Here is a 13,128-nt window from a genome sequence, read left to right as displayed (position 1 = left end):
GAGGAAGGAGTAACAGGTATGGTTCAGCAGGAAACAAGACTTAGGGTTGCCGACAATACCGGTGCAAAAGAACTTCTCTGCATCCGTGTATTAGGTGGTTCAACCAGAAGATATGCCAATATCGGTGATATCATCGTTGCTTCCGTTAAAGATGCAACACCAGGCGGTGTTGTAAAGAAGGGCGATGTTGTAAAAGCTGTAGTTGTGCGCACAAAAAAGGGCGCCCGTCGTAAAGACGGTTCTTATATCAAGTTTGATGAGAACGCAGCAGTAATTATTAAGGATGACAAGACTCCAAGAGGAACTCGTATCTTTGGGCCTGTAGCAAGAGAATTAAGAGACAAACAGTTCATGAAGATTGTCTCCTTAGCTCCAGAAGTATTATAAGGGGGTGTCCACTGTGCATAAAATCAAAAAAGACGACTTAGTAGTCGTAATCGCAGGTAAAGATAAAGATAAGCAGGGTAAAGTAATCTCTGTTGATACAAAGAAGAATAGGGTTCTGGTTCAGGGCTGCAACATGATTACCAAGCACACAAAGCAGGCTCCTGGCAATCCGCAGGGCGGCATCGTGAATCAGGAAGCTCCCATTGATATCTCCAATGTAATGCTGGTAGTTGACGGCAAGGCAACCAGGGTCGGCTTTGAAGTAAAAGACGGCAAGAAGGTTCGCGTGGCAAAGAAGACCGGCAAAGTGATTGATTAATTCAGGAGAGGAGGAAATAAACGTTGGCTAGATTAAAAGAACAGTATCAGAGCGAGATGGTAGACGCACTGATGAAGAAATTTGGATATAAGAACGTTATGCAGGTGCCGAAGCTTGATAAGATTGTCATCAACATGGGCGTAGGCGAAGCAAAAGAAAATGCCAAGGTCCTGGATTCAGCTGTAAGAGATCTGGAAATCATCTCCGGTCAGAAGGCTATTACCACCAAGGCTAAGAAGTCCATCGCTAACTTCAAACTCCGTGAAGGCATGGCAATCGGCTGTAAGGTAACACTGCGCGGCGAGAGGATGTATGAATTCCTTGACCGTCTGGTAAACCTGGCACTGCCCCGTGTACGTGACTTTAGAGGTGTTAACCCTAACGCATTTGATGGCAGGGGGAACTATGCGCTCGGTATCAAAGAGCAGCTGATTTTCCCTGAGATTGAGTACGACAAAGTTGACAAGGTAAGAGGTATGGATATTATCTTCGTTACCACCGCTAAGACTGACGAAGAAGCTCGTGAACTTTTGACATTATTCAACATGCCGTTTGCAAAATAGTTAGGAGGAAACTTTTCATGGCTAAGACTTCAATGAAGATTAAACAGCAGCGTCCGGCTAAATTCTCTTCCAGAGAGTACAACCGCTGCAGAATCTGCGGCCGCCCACATGCTTATTTGAGAAAATACGGTATCTGCCGTATCTGTTTCCGCGAGTTAGCATACAAGGGTCAGATTCCCGGCGTTAAGAAAGCTAGCTGGTAAATAGAGAGAAAGAGGAAGGAGGCATTTTAAAATGACAATGAGCGATCCGATTGCAGATATGCTTACAAGAATCCGTAATGCAAACACTGCAAAACATGATACAGTAGACGTACCTTCATCCAAGATGAAATTAGCTATCGCTGATATCCTGGTAAAAGAGGGTTATGTTGCAAAGTACGACATGGTAGAGGACGGCGGTTTCCAGACCATCAGAATCACCTTAAAGTATGGCAAGGATAAGAACGAGAAAATCATTTCCGGTATTAAGAGAATTTCTAAACCAGGCCTGCGTGTATACGCAAACAAGGAAGAGCTTCCCAGGGTACTGGGTGGACTTGGTACCGCAATCATTTCCACCAACCAGGGTGTGATTACAGATAAAGAAGCCCGTCAGTTAGGCGTTGGCGGTGAAGTGCTGGCATTTGTCTGGTAGGCAGGTAACTAAGGAAACTTCGACGATACTAAGCTCGAAAAGACCTCGCTAAGTATCGCGAAGCACTTTTACACATAAGCGCCTAAAGAACAGGCGCCAAGTGTTCAATGTGACTGAAAACAGAAGGAACGCAGAAGTTCCTTCCGAGAATTTAAGTAGGAGGTAAAGGCATGTCACGTATCGGTAGAATGCCAGTTGCGGTTCCGGCAGGTGTAACTGTTACAATCGCAGAAGGAAATAAAGTGACTGTAAAAGGTCCAAAAGGAACATTGGAGAGAGAACTCCCAGTAGAGATGTCCATCGAGCAGAAGGATGGACAGATTATCGTAAGCAGACCAAATGATTTAAAGAGAATGAAATCTTTACATGGCCTGACCAGAACCCTGGTTAACAACATGATCCATGGTGTTACAGAAGGGTATGAGAAGGTACTGGAAGTAAATGGTGTTGGCTACAGGGCAGCTAAGCAGGGCAAGAAGCTTACTTTGAACCTGGGCTATTCCCATCCGGTAGAGATGGAAGATCCTGAAGGTATCGAGACTGTCCTGGAAGGACAGAACAAGATTACCGTTAAGGGAATCAGTAAAGAAAAAGTTGGCCAATACGCTGCTGAAATCAGAGACAAGAGAAGGCCTGAACCATACAAGGGCAAGGGTATCAAGTATGCTGACGAAGTTATCAGACGTAAAGTTGGTAAGACTGGTAAGAAATAATTAAGGAGAGTGTAAAAATGGTTAACAAACAGTCAAGAAGCGAAGTTCGCGTAAAGAAACACAACAGAATGCGTAACCGTTTTGCTGGCACAGCAGAGAGACCGCGTCTGGCAGTGTTCAGAAGTAATAATCATATGTATGCTCAAATTATCGACGATACGGTTGGTAACACTTTAGTTGCTGCTTCCACGGTTGAGAAAGAAGTCAGTTCTGAACTGGAGAAGACAAACGACAAGGCAGCTGCAGCATATGTAGGTACAGTAATCGCAAAGAGGGCCCTTGAAAAAGGTATCAAGGAAGTTGTTTTCGATAGAGGCGGCTTTATATATCAGGGCAAAGTTCAGGTATTAGCAGATGCAGCCCGTGAAGCTGGTCTGGATTTCTAAGAGAGGAGAACAAGCATGAAGCGTACAATTATTGATGCCAGTCAGATGGAACTGAATGATAAGGTAGTGGCAATCAAGAGAGTATCCAAGACTGTTAAAGGTGGACGTACCATGAGATTTTCCGCTCTGGTAGTAGTTGGTGATGGTAACGGCCATGTCGGCGCCGGTTTAGGCAAGGCAGGCGAAGTTCCGGAAGCAATCCGCAAAGGTAAAGAAGCCGCAATTAAGAATCTGGTAGAAATTCCAGTTGATGAGAATAAGAGTATCCCACATGATTTTATTGGTAAATTCGGAAGTGCAGCTGTTCTGTTAAAGAAAGCTCCAGAAGGTACCGGTGTTATCGCAGGAGGTCCTGCCCGTTCCGTACTTGAGATGGCAGGCATTAAGAACATCCGTACAAAGTCTTTAGGTTCCAACAACAAGACCAATGTAGTCCTGGCAACCCTTGCCGGTCTGACTTCACTGAAGACACCGGAAGAGTTCGCAAGGCTGCGCGGCAAATCTGTGGAAGAAATTGTGGGCTAATAGGAGGAGAAAGACATGGCAGGGAAATTAAAAATCACGTTAGTCAAGTCCCCTATCGGTGCTGTTCCAAAGCAGAAGGCAACTGTTGTGGCTCTTGGTCTGAACAAGATGCACAAAACAGTTGAGATGCCAGATAATGGCGCTGTCAGAGGCATGATTGCAAGCGTAAGACATTTAGTAAAAGTTGAAGAAATCTAATCAGATAAAGTAAGGAGGTGCAGTCATGGAATTGTCAAATTTACAGCCTGCTGCAGGTTCAAAGCATAGCGATAATTTTAGAAGAGGCCGTGGCCATGGTTCAGGTAATGGTAAGACCGCCGGTAAGGGCCACAAAGGTCAGAAGGCCCGTTCAGGGGCAACAAGACCTGGCTTTGAAGGCGGACAGATGCCTTTATACAGGCGTATCCCAAAGCGTGGTTTCACCAATATGAATTCTAAGACTATTGTAGGTATTAACGTAAGCGCACTGGAGCGGTTCGACAATGATGCTGAAGTTACAGTTGAGACTTTAATCGAGGCCGGCATTGTTAAGAATCCAAGAGATGGTGTTAAGATTCTTGGAAATGGAGAATTAACCAAAAAGCTGACCGTTAAGGTTAATGCATTCAGTGAAGGTGCAAAATCTAAAATCGAAGCTTTAGGTGGAACCTGCGAGGTGATCTAATGTTTAAAACGATCAGAAATGCATTTAAGGTAAAAGAGCTTCGGGCTAAGATCCTCTATACCTTTATGATGCTGGTAGTCATCCGTTTCGGATGCCAGCTTCCGATTCCGGGAATACAGACAACATTCTTTGCGGATTGGTTCGCGAAACAGACAACGGATGTGTTTGGCTTCTTTAATGCCATGACAGGTGGTTCATTTTCATCCATGTCCATCTTTGCCCTGAGCATTACGCCATACATCACATCTTCAATCATCATCCAGCTGCTTACCATAGCCATTCCGAAACTGGAAGAGCTGCAGAAGGACGGTGAGGACGGAAGAAAAAAGATTCAGGAATACACCCGATACACCACGGTGGCCCTGGCACTGATTGAATCAAGTGCCATGGCTATCGGCTTCGGCCGTCAGGGGCTTCTCCTTGATTACAATGCCTGGAACATCATCATCGCCATTGTTACCATGACAACAGGCAGTGCCCTGCTGATGTGGATTGGTGAGCAGATTACGGATAAGGGCGTTGGAAACGGTATCTCAATCGTACTGTTATTCAACATCCTCTCCAGCGTGCCAAATGATGTAAGGAGCCTTTATTACCGTTTCATTTTTGGGCAGACCGTACTCAAGGCAGCGATTGCCATTGTCCTGATTGCCCTTGTGATTCTGGCCATGGTTGTCTTTGTTATTGTGTTAAACGATGCAGAGCGGAGAATCCCGGTCCAGTACTCCAAGAAAATGGTTGGCCGTAAGATGGTTGGCGGACAGGCTTCCAACATCCCGTTAAAAATCAACACGGCAGGTGTAATGCCGGTAATCTTTGCATCTTCCATCATGTCATTCCCAGTTGTGATTGCCCAGTTCTTCACGGTGGATTACAGCTCAATCGGAGGCAAGATCCTGATGGTGCTCAATTCCGGCTCATGGTGCAGACCTGACGCTCCTGAGTATTCCATCGGTCTGGTGATTTATATTGCATTGCTGATTATGTTTGCATACTTCTATACGTCCATTACCTTTAATCCGTTGGAAGTGGCTAATAACATGAAAAAGCAGGGAGGCTTCATACCGGGTATCCGTCCTGGCAAGCCAACCAGCGATTATTTAAATAAGATTTTGAATTATATTGTTTTCATTGGTGCATGCGGCCTGATTGTGATTGCAGTTGTTCCGATTCTTGCGTCTGGTTTACTAAATGTGAGCCATATCTCATTTTCCGGGACTTCCTTAATCATTATCGTGGGTGTTGTGCTTGAGACAATCAAAGCAGTAGAATCTCAGATGCTTGTGCGTTATTATAAGGGATTTTTGAACGATTAACAACCACAGTTGAATTAATCAATCTGCCTTTGTGGTATTCCACAAGGGTGGATTGATTGCGTTATAAGAAACTTACAGGTTTTGGAGGAGGATCGGTCTATGAAAATCATCATGTTAGGCGCGCCAGGTGCAGGTAAAGGCACCCAGGCAAAAAAGATTGCAGCAAAGTATCAGATACCCCATATCTCAACCGGCGATATTTTCCGTGCGAACATCAGGAATGGCACGGAACTGGGGATGAAAGCAAAAGCATTCATGGATGCAGGCGGGCTTGTGCCGGATGAGATAACCATCGGCATGCTGCTTGACCGTATTCATGAAGCTGACTGTCAGGACGGATATGTACTGGATGGGTTCCCAAGGACCATTCCACAGGCAGAGAGCCTTACAAAGGCCCTGGGCGGGATGGGGGAGTCCATTGACTACGCCATCAACGTGGATGTGCCGGATGAGAACATCATCAGCCGTATGGCAGGACGCCGGGCATGCCTTGCATGCGGGGCAACCTATCATATTGTATATAACCCTCCCAAAAAGGAAGGTATCTGTGATGTGTGCGGCCAGGAGCTGGTGCTCAGGGACGACGATAAGCCGGAGACAGTTAAGAAGCGCCTTGATGTATATCATGACCAGACCCAGCCTCTTATCGAGTATTACCAGAAAGCAGGCGTTTTGGCTGAAGTAGACGGAACCATGGATATGGAAGATGTGTTCCAGGCCATTGCTAAGATTTTAGGAGCATAAAGAATGGTAACAATTAAATCAGAACGGGAAATTGAGTTAATGCGTGAGGCCGGGAAAATCCTTGCCAGCGTCCATGAGGAGCTGGGCAAGGCAGTTAAACCCGGCATATCCACCAAGGAAATTGACCGAATCTGCGAAGAGATGATCAGGAGCCATGGATGTATTCCTTCCTTTTTAAACTACCAGGGTTATCCGGCTTCTGTATGCATCTCCATCAATGACGAAGTGGTGCATGGAATACCGGATAAGCACAGATACCTGGAAGAGGGTGACATCGTCAGCCTGGACACAGGTGTCATATGGAAGGGTTATCAGTCTGACGCGGCCAGGACCCATATGATCGGGGAAGTGGATGCCCGGGCCAGGAAACTGGTAGAGGTGACGGAGCAAAGCTTTTTTGAAGGAATAAAGTATGCAAAAGCTGGCAATCATCTCAATGATATATCCAAAGCCATCCAGGAATATGCGGAAAGCTTTGGTTTCGGCGTGGTCCGTGACCTGGTAGGGCACGGGATTGGAACGGAAATGCATGAAGCGCCGGAGATTCCTAATTTTTCCCAGCGGCGTAAGGGCATAAAGCTGGCACCGGGAATGACACTTGCAATTGAACCTATGATTACTGCAGGTCGCTATGATGTAGCGTGGATGGATGACGGATGGACCGTTGTGACAGAGGACGGCTCACTGGCATCCCATTACGAGAATACCATCCTGATTACGGATGGAGAGCCTGAGATTTTATCGCTGTAGCAGAGGTGACCCTATGGTAGAGTTTAAAGAAGCCGGCCTGGTCAAAAGTTTGGCAGGTCACGACAAAGATGAACTGTATATCATAATCAGTGTCCAAGGGGAATATGTTAATCTGTCGGACGGCAGGAAACATCCCCTTAGTAAACAGAAACGCAAGAACAGGAAACACTTGCAGCTCACAAGTGAGTACGATGAAACCTTAAGGAAAAAGCTTACAGAAGGCGGGACGGTGAGCGACGGGGAAATATCATCCTTTATCCGCACCCACAAGCAGTAGGAGGTAAAAAGAGAATGTCAAAAGCAGATGTAATTGAAATTGAAGGAACAGTAATCGAGAAATTACCAAACGCCATGTTCCAGGTCCAACTGGAAAACGGCCACCAGGTACTGGCACATATCAGCGGAAAGCTTCGTATGAACTATATCCGTATCCTGCCAGGCGACAAAGTTACCATTGAGTTGTCCCCATACGATCTGTCCAAGGGCAGGATTATCTGGAGGGATAAATAAGCTGCGTTTTTGGAGCGCTGCCCAAAGGCGGAGCCGGGGGTTCCCGGCGGCACAGGAAAGCATGATCCCGGCAGCCCCGGAAAAAGATGAATCATAGACGAAAAAATGCTTGCATTCGTCCCGATTTTTTGGTATAATGCTTGAGCAACTTTGTTGGTCTATAGAAAGGAGAATTACTGTGAAGGTTAGATCATCCGTAAAGCCGATCTGCGAAAAGTGCAAGATCATTAAGAGAAAAGGCAGTATCAGAGTAATTTGTGAAAATCCAAAGCATAAACAGAGACAAGGTTAATTAAAATTAGGAGGTGTAATACACACATGGCTCGTATTTCAGGTGTTGACTTACCAAGAGAAAAACGTGTTGAGATCGGTCTCACTTACATCTACGGAATCGGTAGAACAAGTTCCAACCGTATCTTAACAGAAGCTGGCGTGAACCCAGATACCCGCGTTAAGGATTTAACCGACGACGAGGTAAAGAAGCTGGCAACCATCATCGCTGATACCCAGACAGTTGAAGGTGATCTCCGCAGGGAAATCGCTATGAACATCAAGAGGCTTCAGGAAATTGGATGCTACAGGGGAATCCGTCACAGGAAGAGCCTTCCGGTCCGCGGGCAGAAAACAAAGACCAATGCAAGAACCTGCAAGGGACCTAGGAAGACAGTAGCAAATAAGAAGAAATAGTGAGCACTTAACGAGGTATTACGCGAGTTTGGTGCGAACATTGTTCTTTGAACTTAGTGAGGTCTTTTCGAACTTAGTGAAAGGAACTTCCTTAAGTAACACGGTAACAGAATTCGATTTGCATGTTTTAAAAACAGGAAGAGCGAATTCAAGAAAATGAGAAAGTAGGTTAGTTTAAAATGGCTAAAAAAGTGTCCACGACTAAAAAAGTTACAAAAAAGCGTGTGAAGAAAAACGTTGAACGCGGACAGGCACATATCCAGTCATCTTTTAATAACACAATTGTTACATTAACTGATGCGCAGGGTAACGCCTTATCATGGGCAAGTGCCGGTGGTCTGGGATTTAGAGGTTCAAGGAAATCTACTCCTTATGCAGCTCAGATGGCAGCAGAAACTGCTACGAAGGCAGCTCTTGTACATGGCTTAAAGTCAGTAGACGTTATGGTTAAAGGTCCTGGTTCAGGACGTGAAGCTGCAATCCGTGCCCTTCAGGCATGTGGGTTGGAAGTAACAAGCATTAAGGATGTAACACCGGTACCACATAACGGATGCCGTCCGCCAAAACGTAGAAGAGTCTGATGAACTTAATTAGGAGGTAATTAAAGTGGCAGTAGATAGAGTTCCTGTTCTTAAAAGATGTAGATCCCTTGGACTGGATCCGGTCTATTTAGGAATCGATAAAAAGTCAAACAGAGAATCAAGAAGAACAAATAAGAAGTTAAGTGAATACGGCATGCAGCTGAGAGAAAAGCAGAAAGCCAAATTCATTTACGGTGTGTTAGAGAAACCTTTCCGTAACTACTATGCAAAGGCTTCCAAGATGAACGGCATGGTGGGTACCAACCTGATGATCCTTCTGGAGTGCAGGCTGGATAACGTCCTGTTCCGTATGGGTCTTGGACGCACACGCAAGGAAACCAGGCAGATTGTTGACCACAAGCACATCCTGGTTAACGGCAAGCCAGTTGGTATCCCGTCTTACCAGGTTAAGGCCGGTGATGTCATCGAGGTTAAGGAAAAGTATAAATCTGCTCAGAGATACAAAGACATCCTGGAAGTAACCGGTGGACGTCTGACTCCAGCATGGCTGGAAGTAGATCAGGAGAACCTGCGCGGCACTGTTAAGGAACTGCCGACCAGAGACGAAATTGATGTTCCAGTAAACGAAATGCTTATCGTCGAGTTGTATTCCAAATAATCCTGCCATTCTCTATAGATTGTACAAGGCATGCCTGTTCCTTACCGGACAGGCGTGCTTTGCAGGACATGGACCCCGGATCTTCTTTGGTTTGGGTACGTTCTGCTGTGTGCAGGTTTTATATCCCTCGAGATTTGATAGAAACCCAAAAAGGAGGGGCTATTAGTGTTCGATTTTGAAAAACCAAACATTGAAATCGCAGAGATTTCAGAAGACAAGAGATACGGCAAGTTTGTAGTTGAACCACTTGAGAGAGGTTACGGCACTACGCTGGGCAATTCCTTAAGAAGGATCATGCTTTCTTCTTTACCCGGAGCCGCAGTGAGTCAGGTAAAAATCGATGGCGTTTTGCATGAGTTCAGTTCCATTCCTGGAGTAAAGGAAGACGTAACTGAGATTATTATGAACATCAAAAGCTTAGCGATCAAGAACAACAGCGATACCGATGAACCGAAAGTTGCATACATTGAATTTGAGGGCGAAGGTGTAATTACCGCAGCAGACATCCAGGCAGATGCTGATATTGAAATCATGAACCCTGACCAGGTCATCGCAACCTTAAGCGGCGGCACGGACAGCAAGTTCTACATGGAGCTCACCATTACAAAGGGCCGTGGTTATATCAGCGCTGACAAGAACAAGAACGATGATTTACCAATCGGCGTGATTGCAGTGGATTCCATCTATACACCGGTAGAGCGTGTCAATATGGCTGTTACCAACACCCGTGTCGGACAGCAGACTGACTTTGATAAACTTACACTTGAGATATATACCAATGGCACCCTGGCTCCCGATGAGGCAGTCAGCCTGGCGGCCAAGGTACTCAGCGAGCATCTGAACCTGTTCATTGACCTTTCCGAGAATGCCAAGACCGCAGAAATCATGGTGGAGAAGGAAGACAATGAAAAGGAAAAAGTGCTTGAGATGAATATTGACGAACTGGAGCTTTCCGTCCGTTCATATAACTGCCTGAAGAGGGCCGGCATCAATACCGTGGAGGAACTGTGCAACAGGACTTCCGAGGATATGATGAAAGTCCGTAACCTGGGCCGCAAATCCTTAGAGGAAGTGCTGGCTAAGCTGAAAGAGTTAGGCTTACAGTTGAATCCAAGTGATGATAACTAAGCACCAATGAAGTGATAGTTACATGTTAACACCCGGCCAGTAAGACCAAAGACGCGTGGCTGAGTAACCAATAAGAATTAAGTGGGCTGCAATGCCTGAACCAGTAAGACCAATGAAGCATGGTGAGGGTGTTCCACTGATGGAGGAAAATTACAATGGCAGGATATAGAAAATTAGGAAGAACTTCCGACCAGAGAAAGGCTTTAATCAGAAGCCAGGTAACCGCACTGTTATATCATGGACATATCAGGACAACTGAGACCAGGGCAAAAGAAATCCGCAAGGTTGCAGAAGGCCTGATTGCAATGGCCGTGAAGGAAAAAGATAACTTTGAGACCGTTAAGGTTACTGCCAAGGTTGCCCGCAAGGACAAAGACGGCAAGAGGGTCAAGGAAGTTGTTGACGGCAAGAGGGTTACTGTTTACGATGAAGTTGAGAAGGAAATCAAGAAGGATCTGCCTTCCAGGCTGCATGCAAGAAGACAAATGTTAAAGGTTCTCTACGGGGTAACCGAGGTTCCTTCCACACCCGCCGGCAGAAAGAAGAACACCAAGTCCGTTGACCTGGTTGCAAAGATTTTTGACGAGGTTGCCCCTAAGTATGTGGGACGCAACGGCGGTTACACCAGGATTGTTAAGGTTGGCCCTCGTAAGGGTGATGCCGCAATGGAAGTTCTGATTGAATTAGTATAATAAGAATCAGCATGACAATGTGATTCAGATGACTGCAGATGCGCATATGTGTGTCTGCAGTTTTTTCATTCCACGGTTCCTGTATCACGGTTCCTGTATCACGATTCCTGTATCACGGTTCCTATATCACAATCCCTGTGTCACAATCCTCCCCCGGCCATAAAATTGACAGAACTTCGATAGAATAGAGAAAATATCGCAAGATAATCGTAAGTTGACGTAAAACTGCCTTCTAGGCTATAATGGAACCAGAAAAAGAATATTCAGGGGGATACCTGTTTTTGAGGAGGTTGAGATTTCATGAAAAACATGAAACGGTTATTATGTATGGCATTGGCTGCCACTGCACTGATGACGGCAATGCCCATGCAGTCTTTGGCTGCCAGCGACTACAAATATATCACCAACATTTCATTAAAGGTGAGTATTGATCTGGATTCCGGTGATGAGATCAGCAGCGGGGACAGCCTGGGAACCAGTTCAAGCGACAGCGGGAGCAAGGTTTATACATCTTCCAGTAAGTACGAGGTAGAATCAGCTGAATGGTCTAATGACAGGGAGGTCGGTATCGGGGATACGCCCAAGATAACGGTTTATCTGGATCCCAACACTTCCAGCAGCAGCGCCTATGAGTACCGGTTCCGCAGTAGTTACAGCGCCAGCAGCGTAAGCATAAGCGGAGGCATTTTCGTATCCGCCTCCAGGTCAGGGGACCAGCTGAAGGTGGTCCTTAAGGCAACCGGTATCAAAGGGACCTATGACCCGCCTGAGGATGCGGAGTGGGGCAGCAGCAGGGGCAGGGCCAGATGGGAAGAAGCAGATAATACATCCGGATATTATGATGTATATCTGTACAGAGGGTCTTCCGTTGTGAAGAAGCTGGAAGACTACAAGGGAACCTCCTACAATTTTTACCCATACATGACCAAGGAAGGCGATTATTCCTTTAAGGTAAGGACTGTTCCCCATACGGATGAGGAGAAAAAGTACGGCAAGAAGAGCGAGTGGACCGAGGCCGGGGACTTATACATTGACAAGGACGAGGTTTCGGATGGCAGCGGCCAGGATAACAATGGGGGCAGCACCCCCAGCGGCGGCAATACAGACGTTGGCTGGCGCAAGGAAGGCGATTCCTGGTACTTTAGGTATCCGGACGGCAACATGCAGAAGAACGGCTGGCTTAAGTGGAATGATAAATGGTATCTCTTTGACAGCACAGGCAGGATGCTCACAGGCTGGCAGCAGACCGGCGGACAGTGGTATTACCTGGGCGAAAGCGGAGACATGAAGAAGGGCTGGATCAAGAGCGGCAATATCTGGTATTACCTGAACCCCAATGATGGCGGTCCGGAAGGAGCCATGGTCAAGAGCAGCTGGCTTACCATTAACGGCAAGACGTATTTCCTGAACGAAAGCGGCGCAATGGTAGAAGGGTGGTATAAGGTAGAGAACAACTATTATTATTTCTATCCAGGAGACGGTTCCAAGGCCGTGTCCACATCCATTGACGGTTTCCAGCTGGATGCCAACGGAGTATGGCAGCATTGATGGAAAATATATGAACTCTGTGGGAATCATGTGAGGAAAAGTTGAGTGGCGGCATTTTTCATAGGAGAAATAAAGAAGGATAGCTGAAAAGAGACTCTATGAAAAAAGCAGGTATTTGGTAACTGCCGCTGCAGCATTATGGATGGCGAATGGCCTGGGCTGAGTGCCCAGGCTAAATCCATATATATGGTATTATATGTATGAGGACGGCGTAATGGCAGCTGGTACGGAGATGCCGGATGGGTATACGGTTGGAAGCGATGGAGTGATGGCAGAATGAAAATGGGCCCCTGGAGGACAATTGTCCTTTGGGGACCTGTTTTTTCGGCTCTTTGTCAATAGTTGGGGTGGGATTTGTTA

At 46.3% G+C, this 13,128-nt stretch carries 22 protein-coding genes; all 22 read left to right on the top strand.

What is annotated here, in order from left to right:
- Nucleotides 1-18 precede the first annotated feature (18 nt).
- The 22 genes from rplN to DWX59_RS23205 all read left to right on the top strand — a co-directional run bounded on the left by rplN (nt 19) and on the right by DWX59_RS23205 (nt 12,768).
- Nucleotides 19-387 carry a 50S ribosomal protein L14 gene (gene rplN / locus DWX59_RS23310; protein WP_008726434.1) on the top strand — a complete coding sequence of 123 codons (369 nt, stop codon included), beginning with the start codon at nt 19-21 and terminating at the stop codon, nt 385-387.
- A gap of 13 nt (nt 388-400) precedes the next feature.
- Entirely contained in the window at nt 401-706 is a 306-nt protein-coding gene (gene rplX, locus DWX59_RS23305) for a 50S ribosomal protein L24 (protein WP_008726435.1), read from the top strand.
- Nucleotides 707-729: 23 nt separating this feature from the next.
- Nucleotides 730-1,269: a 50S ribosomal protein L5 gene (gene rplE / locus DWX59_RS23300; RefSeq protein WP_007869322.1), complete on the top strand. Its 540-nt coding sequence runs from the start codon at nt 730-732 to the stop codon at nt 1,267-1,269.
- A 17-nt stretch (nt 1,270-1,286) separates the two neighbouring features.
- Entirely contained in the window at nt 1,287-1,472 is a 186-nt protein-coding gene (locus DWX59_RS23295; protein ID WP_002604691.1) for a type Z 30S ribosomal protein S14, read from the top strand.
- 31 nt (nt 1,473-1,503) lie between these two features.
- Nucleotides 1,504-1,905, top strand: a complete 402-nt coding sequence (rpsH, locus tag DWX59_RS23290) for a 30S ribosomal protein S8 (RefSeq protein WP_117562040.1) — start codon at nt 1,504-1,506, stop codon at nt 1,903-1,905.
- A 170-nt stretch (nt 1,906-2,075) separates the two neighbouring features.
- Nucleotides 2,076-2,618: a 50S ribosomal protein L6 gene (gene rplF / locus DWX59_RS23285; protein WP_008726437.1), complete on the top strand. Its 543-nt coding sequence runs from the start codon at nt 2,076-2,078 to the stop codon at nt 2,616-2,618.
- A 17-nt stretch (nt 2,619-2,635) separates the two neighbouring features.
- Nucleotides 2,636-3,004 carry a 50S ribosomal protein L18 gene (rplR, locus tag DWX59_RS23280; RefSeq protein WP_117562038.1) on the top strand — a complete coding sequence of 123 codons (369 nt, stop codon included), beginning with the start codon at nt 2,636-2,638 and terminating at the stop codon, nt 3,002-3,004.
- 15 nt (nt 3,005-3,019) lie between these two features.
- Nucleotides 3,020-3,529, top strand: coding sequence for a 30S ribosomal protein S5 (rpsE, locus tag DWX59_RS23275; RefSeq protein WP_008726439.1), 510 nt, complete (start codon nt 3,020-3,022; stop codon nt 3,527-3,529).
- A 15-nt stretch (nt 3,530-3,544) separates the two neighbouring features.
- The gene (rpmD, locus tag DWX59_RS23270; protein WP_117562036.1) at nt 3,545-3,727 is read left to right on the top strand and encodes a 50S ribosomal protein L30; all 183 of its coding nucleotides are present in this window, start codon (nt 3,545-3,547) and stop codon (nt 3,725-3,727) included.
- Nucleotides 3,728-3,752: 25 nt separating this feature from the next.
- Nucleotides 3,753-4,193 carry a 50S ribosomal protein L15 gene (rplO, locus tag DWX59_RS23265; protein WP_008726441.1) on the top strand — a complete coding sequence of 147 codons (441 nt, stop codon included), beginning with the start codon at nt 3,753-3,755 and terminating at the stop codon, nt 4,191-4,193.
- Nucleotides 4,193-5,509, top strand: coding sequence for a preprotein translocase subunit SecY (gene secY / locus DWX59_RS23260; protein ID WP_117562033.1), 1,317 nt, complete (start codon nt 4,193-4,195; stop codon nt 5,507-5,509). The genes rplO and secY overlap by 1 nt, the downstream gene beginning before the upstream one ends.
- Nucleotides 5,510-5,608: 99 nt before the next feature.
- Nucleotides 5,609-6,253 carry an adenylate kinase gene (locus DWX59_RS23255; protein WP_117562031.1) on the top strand — a complete coding sequence of 215 codons (645 nt, stop codon included), beginning with the start codon at nt 5,609-5,611 and terminating at the stop codon, nt 6,251-6,253.
- Between the two features lie 3 nt (nt 6,254-6,256).
- Complete coding sequence (map, locus tag DWX59_RS23250; RefSeq protein ID WP_117562029.1) at nt 6,257-7,003, top strand: type I methionyl aminopeptidase; 747 nt, start codon at nt 6,257-6,259, stop codon at nt 7,001-7,003.
- 13 nt (nt 7,004-7,016) lie between these two features.
- The gene (locus DWX59_RS23245; RefSeq protein WP_117562026.1) at nt 7,017-7,280 is read left to right on the top strand and encodes a KOW domain-containing RNA-binding protein; all 264 of its coding nucleotides are present in this window, start codon (nt 7,017-7,019) and stop codon (nt 7,278-7,280) included.
- Between the two features lie 14 nt (nt 7,281-7,294).
- Complete coding sequence (infA, locus tag DWX59_RS23240) at nt 7,295-7,513, top strand: translation initiation factor IF-1 (RefSeq protein WP_008726446.1); 219 nt, start codon at nt 7,295-7,297, stop codon at nt 7,511-7,513.
- 178 nt (nt 7,514-7,691) lie between these two features.
- Nucleotides 7,692-7,805 (top strand): 50S ribosomal protein L36, encoded by a 114-nt coding sequence (gene rpmJ / locus DWX59_RS23235; protein ID WP_003497809.1) that lies wholly within the window; start codon nt 7,692-7,694, stop codon nt 7,803-7,805.
- Between the two features lie 26 nt (nt 7,806-7,831).
- A complete protein-coding gene (gene rpsM / locus DWX59_RS23230) occupies nt 7,832-8,200 on the top strand; it encodes a 30S ribosomal protein S13 (RefSeq protein ID WP_117562023.1) in 369 nt (122 codons plus the stop codon).
- A 179-nt stretch (nt 8,201-8,379) separates the two neighbouring features.
- Nucleotides 8,380-8,781: a 30S ribosomal protein S11 gene (gene rpsK / locus DWX59_RS23225; RefSeq protein ID WP_007869284.1), complete on the top strand. Its 402-nt coding sequence runs from the start codon at nt 8,380-8,382 to the stop codon at nt 8,779-8,781.
- A 25-nt stretch (nt 8,782-8,806) separates the two neighbouring features.
- A complete protein-coding gene (rpsD, locus tag DWX59_RS23220) occupies nt 8,807-9,400 on the top strand; it encodes a 30S ribosomal protein S4 (protein ID WP_117562021.1) in 594 nt (197 codons plus the stop codon).
- 165 nt (nt 9,401-9,565) lie between these two features.
- Entirely contained in the window at nt 9,566-10,528 is a 963-nt protein-coding gene (locus DWX59_RS23215) for a DNA-directed RNA polymerase subunit alpha (RefSeq protein ID WP_007869282.1), read from the top strand.
- A gap of 155 nt (nt 10,529-10,683) precedes the next feature.
- Nucleotides 10,684-11,220, top strand: coding sequence for a bL17 family ribosomal protein (locus tag DWX59_RS23210; RefSeq protein ID WP_117562018.1), 537 nt, complete (start codon nt 10,684-10,686; stop codon nt 11,218-11,220).
- A gap of 300 nt (nt 11,221-11,520) precedes the next feature.
- A complete protein-coding gene (locus DWX59_RS23205) occupies nt 11,521-12,768 on the top strand; it encodes an N-acetylmuramoyl-L-alanine amidase family protein (RefSeq protein ID WP_117562016.1) in 1,248 nt (415 codons plus the stop codon).
- The last annotated feature ends 360 nt before the right edge of the window (nt 12,769-13,128 follow it).

The organism is Enterocloster aldenensis (assembly GCF_003434055.1).
GTDB lineage: Bacteria > Bacillota > Clostridia > Lachnospirales > Lachnospiraceae > Enterocloster > Enterocloster aldenensis.
This window is presented reverse-complemented; position numbering and strand designations above follow the sequence as displayed.

Coding starts and splice junctions, on each gene's coding strand:
- secY (WP_117562033.1), top strand. CDS start 4,193: ATGTTTAAAACGATCAGAAATGCATTTAAGGTAAAAGAGCTTCGGGCT.
- DWX59_RS23255 (WP_117562031.1), top strand. CDS start 5,609: ATGAAAATCATCATGTTAGGCGCGCCAGGTGCAGGTAAAGGCACCCAG.
- rpsM (WP_117562023.1), top strand. CDS start 7,832: ATGGCTCGTATTTCAGGTGTTGACTTACCAAGAGAAAAACGTGTTGAG.
- rpsE (WP_008726439.1), top strand. CDS start 3,020: ATGAAGCGTACAATTATTGATGCCAGTCAGATGGAACTGAATGATAAG.
- infA (WP_008726446.1), top strand. CDS start 7,295: ATGTCAAAAGCAGATGTAATTGAAATTGAAGGAACAGTAATCGAGAAA.
- rpsK (WP_007869284.1), top strand. CDS start 8,380: ATGGCTAAAAAAGTGTCCACGACTAAAAAAGTTACAAAAAAGCGTGTG.
- DWX59_RS23245 (WP_117562026.1), top strand. CDS start 7,017: ATGGTAGAGTTTAAAGAAGCCGGCCTGGTCAAAAGTTTGGCAGGTCAC.
- rplR (WP_117562038.1), top strand. CDS start 2,636: ATGGTTAACAAACAGTCAAGAAGCGAAGTTCGCGTAAAGAAACACAAC.
- DWX59_RS23205 (WP_117562016.1), top strand. CDS start 11,521: ATGAAAAACATGAAACGGTTATTATGTATGGCATTGGCTGCCACTGCA.
- rpmD (WP_117562036.1), top strand. CDS start 3,545: ATGGCAGGGAAATTAAAAATCACGTTAGTCAAGTCCCCTATCGGTGCT.
- rplN (WP_008726434.1), top strand. CDS start 19: ATGGTTCAGCAGGAAACAAGACTTAGGGTTGCCGACAATACCGGTGCA.
- rpsH (WP_117562040.1), top strand. CDS start 1,504: ATGACAATGAGCGATCCGATTGCAGATATGCTTACAAGAATCCGTAAT.
- rplF (WP_008726437.1), top strand. CDS start 2,076: ATGTCACGTATCGGTAGAATGCCAGTTGCGGTTCCGGCAGGTGTAACT.
- DWX59_RS23295 (WP_002604691.1), top strand. CDS start 1,287: ATGGCTAAGACTTCAATGAAGATTAAACAGCAGCGTCCGGCTAAATTC.
- rplO (WP_008726441.1), top strand. CDS start 3,753: ATGGAATTGTCAAATTTACAGCCTGCTGCAGGTTCAAAGCATAGCGAT.
- map (WP_117562029.1), top strand. CDS start 6,257: ATGGTAACAATTAAATCAGAACGGGAAATTGAGTTAATGCGTGAGGCC.
- DWX59_RS23210 (WP_117562018.1), top strand. CDS start 10,684: ATGGCAGGATATAGAAAATTAGGAAGAACTTCCGACCAGAGAAAGGCT.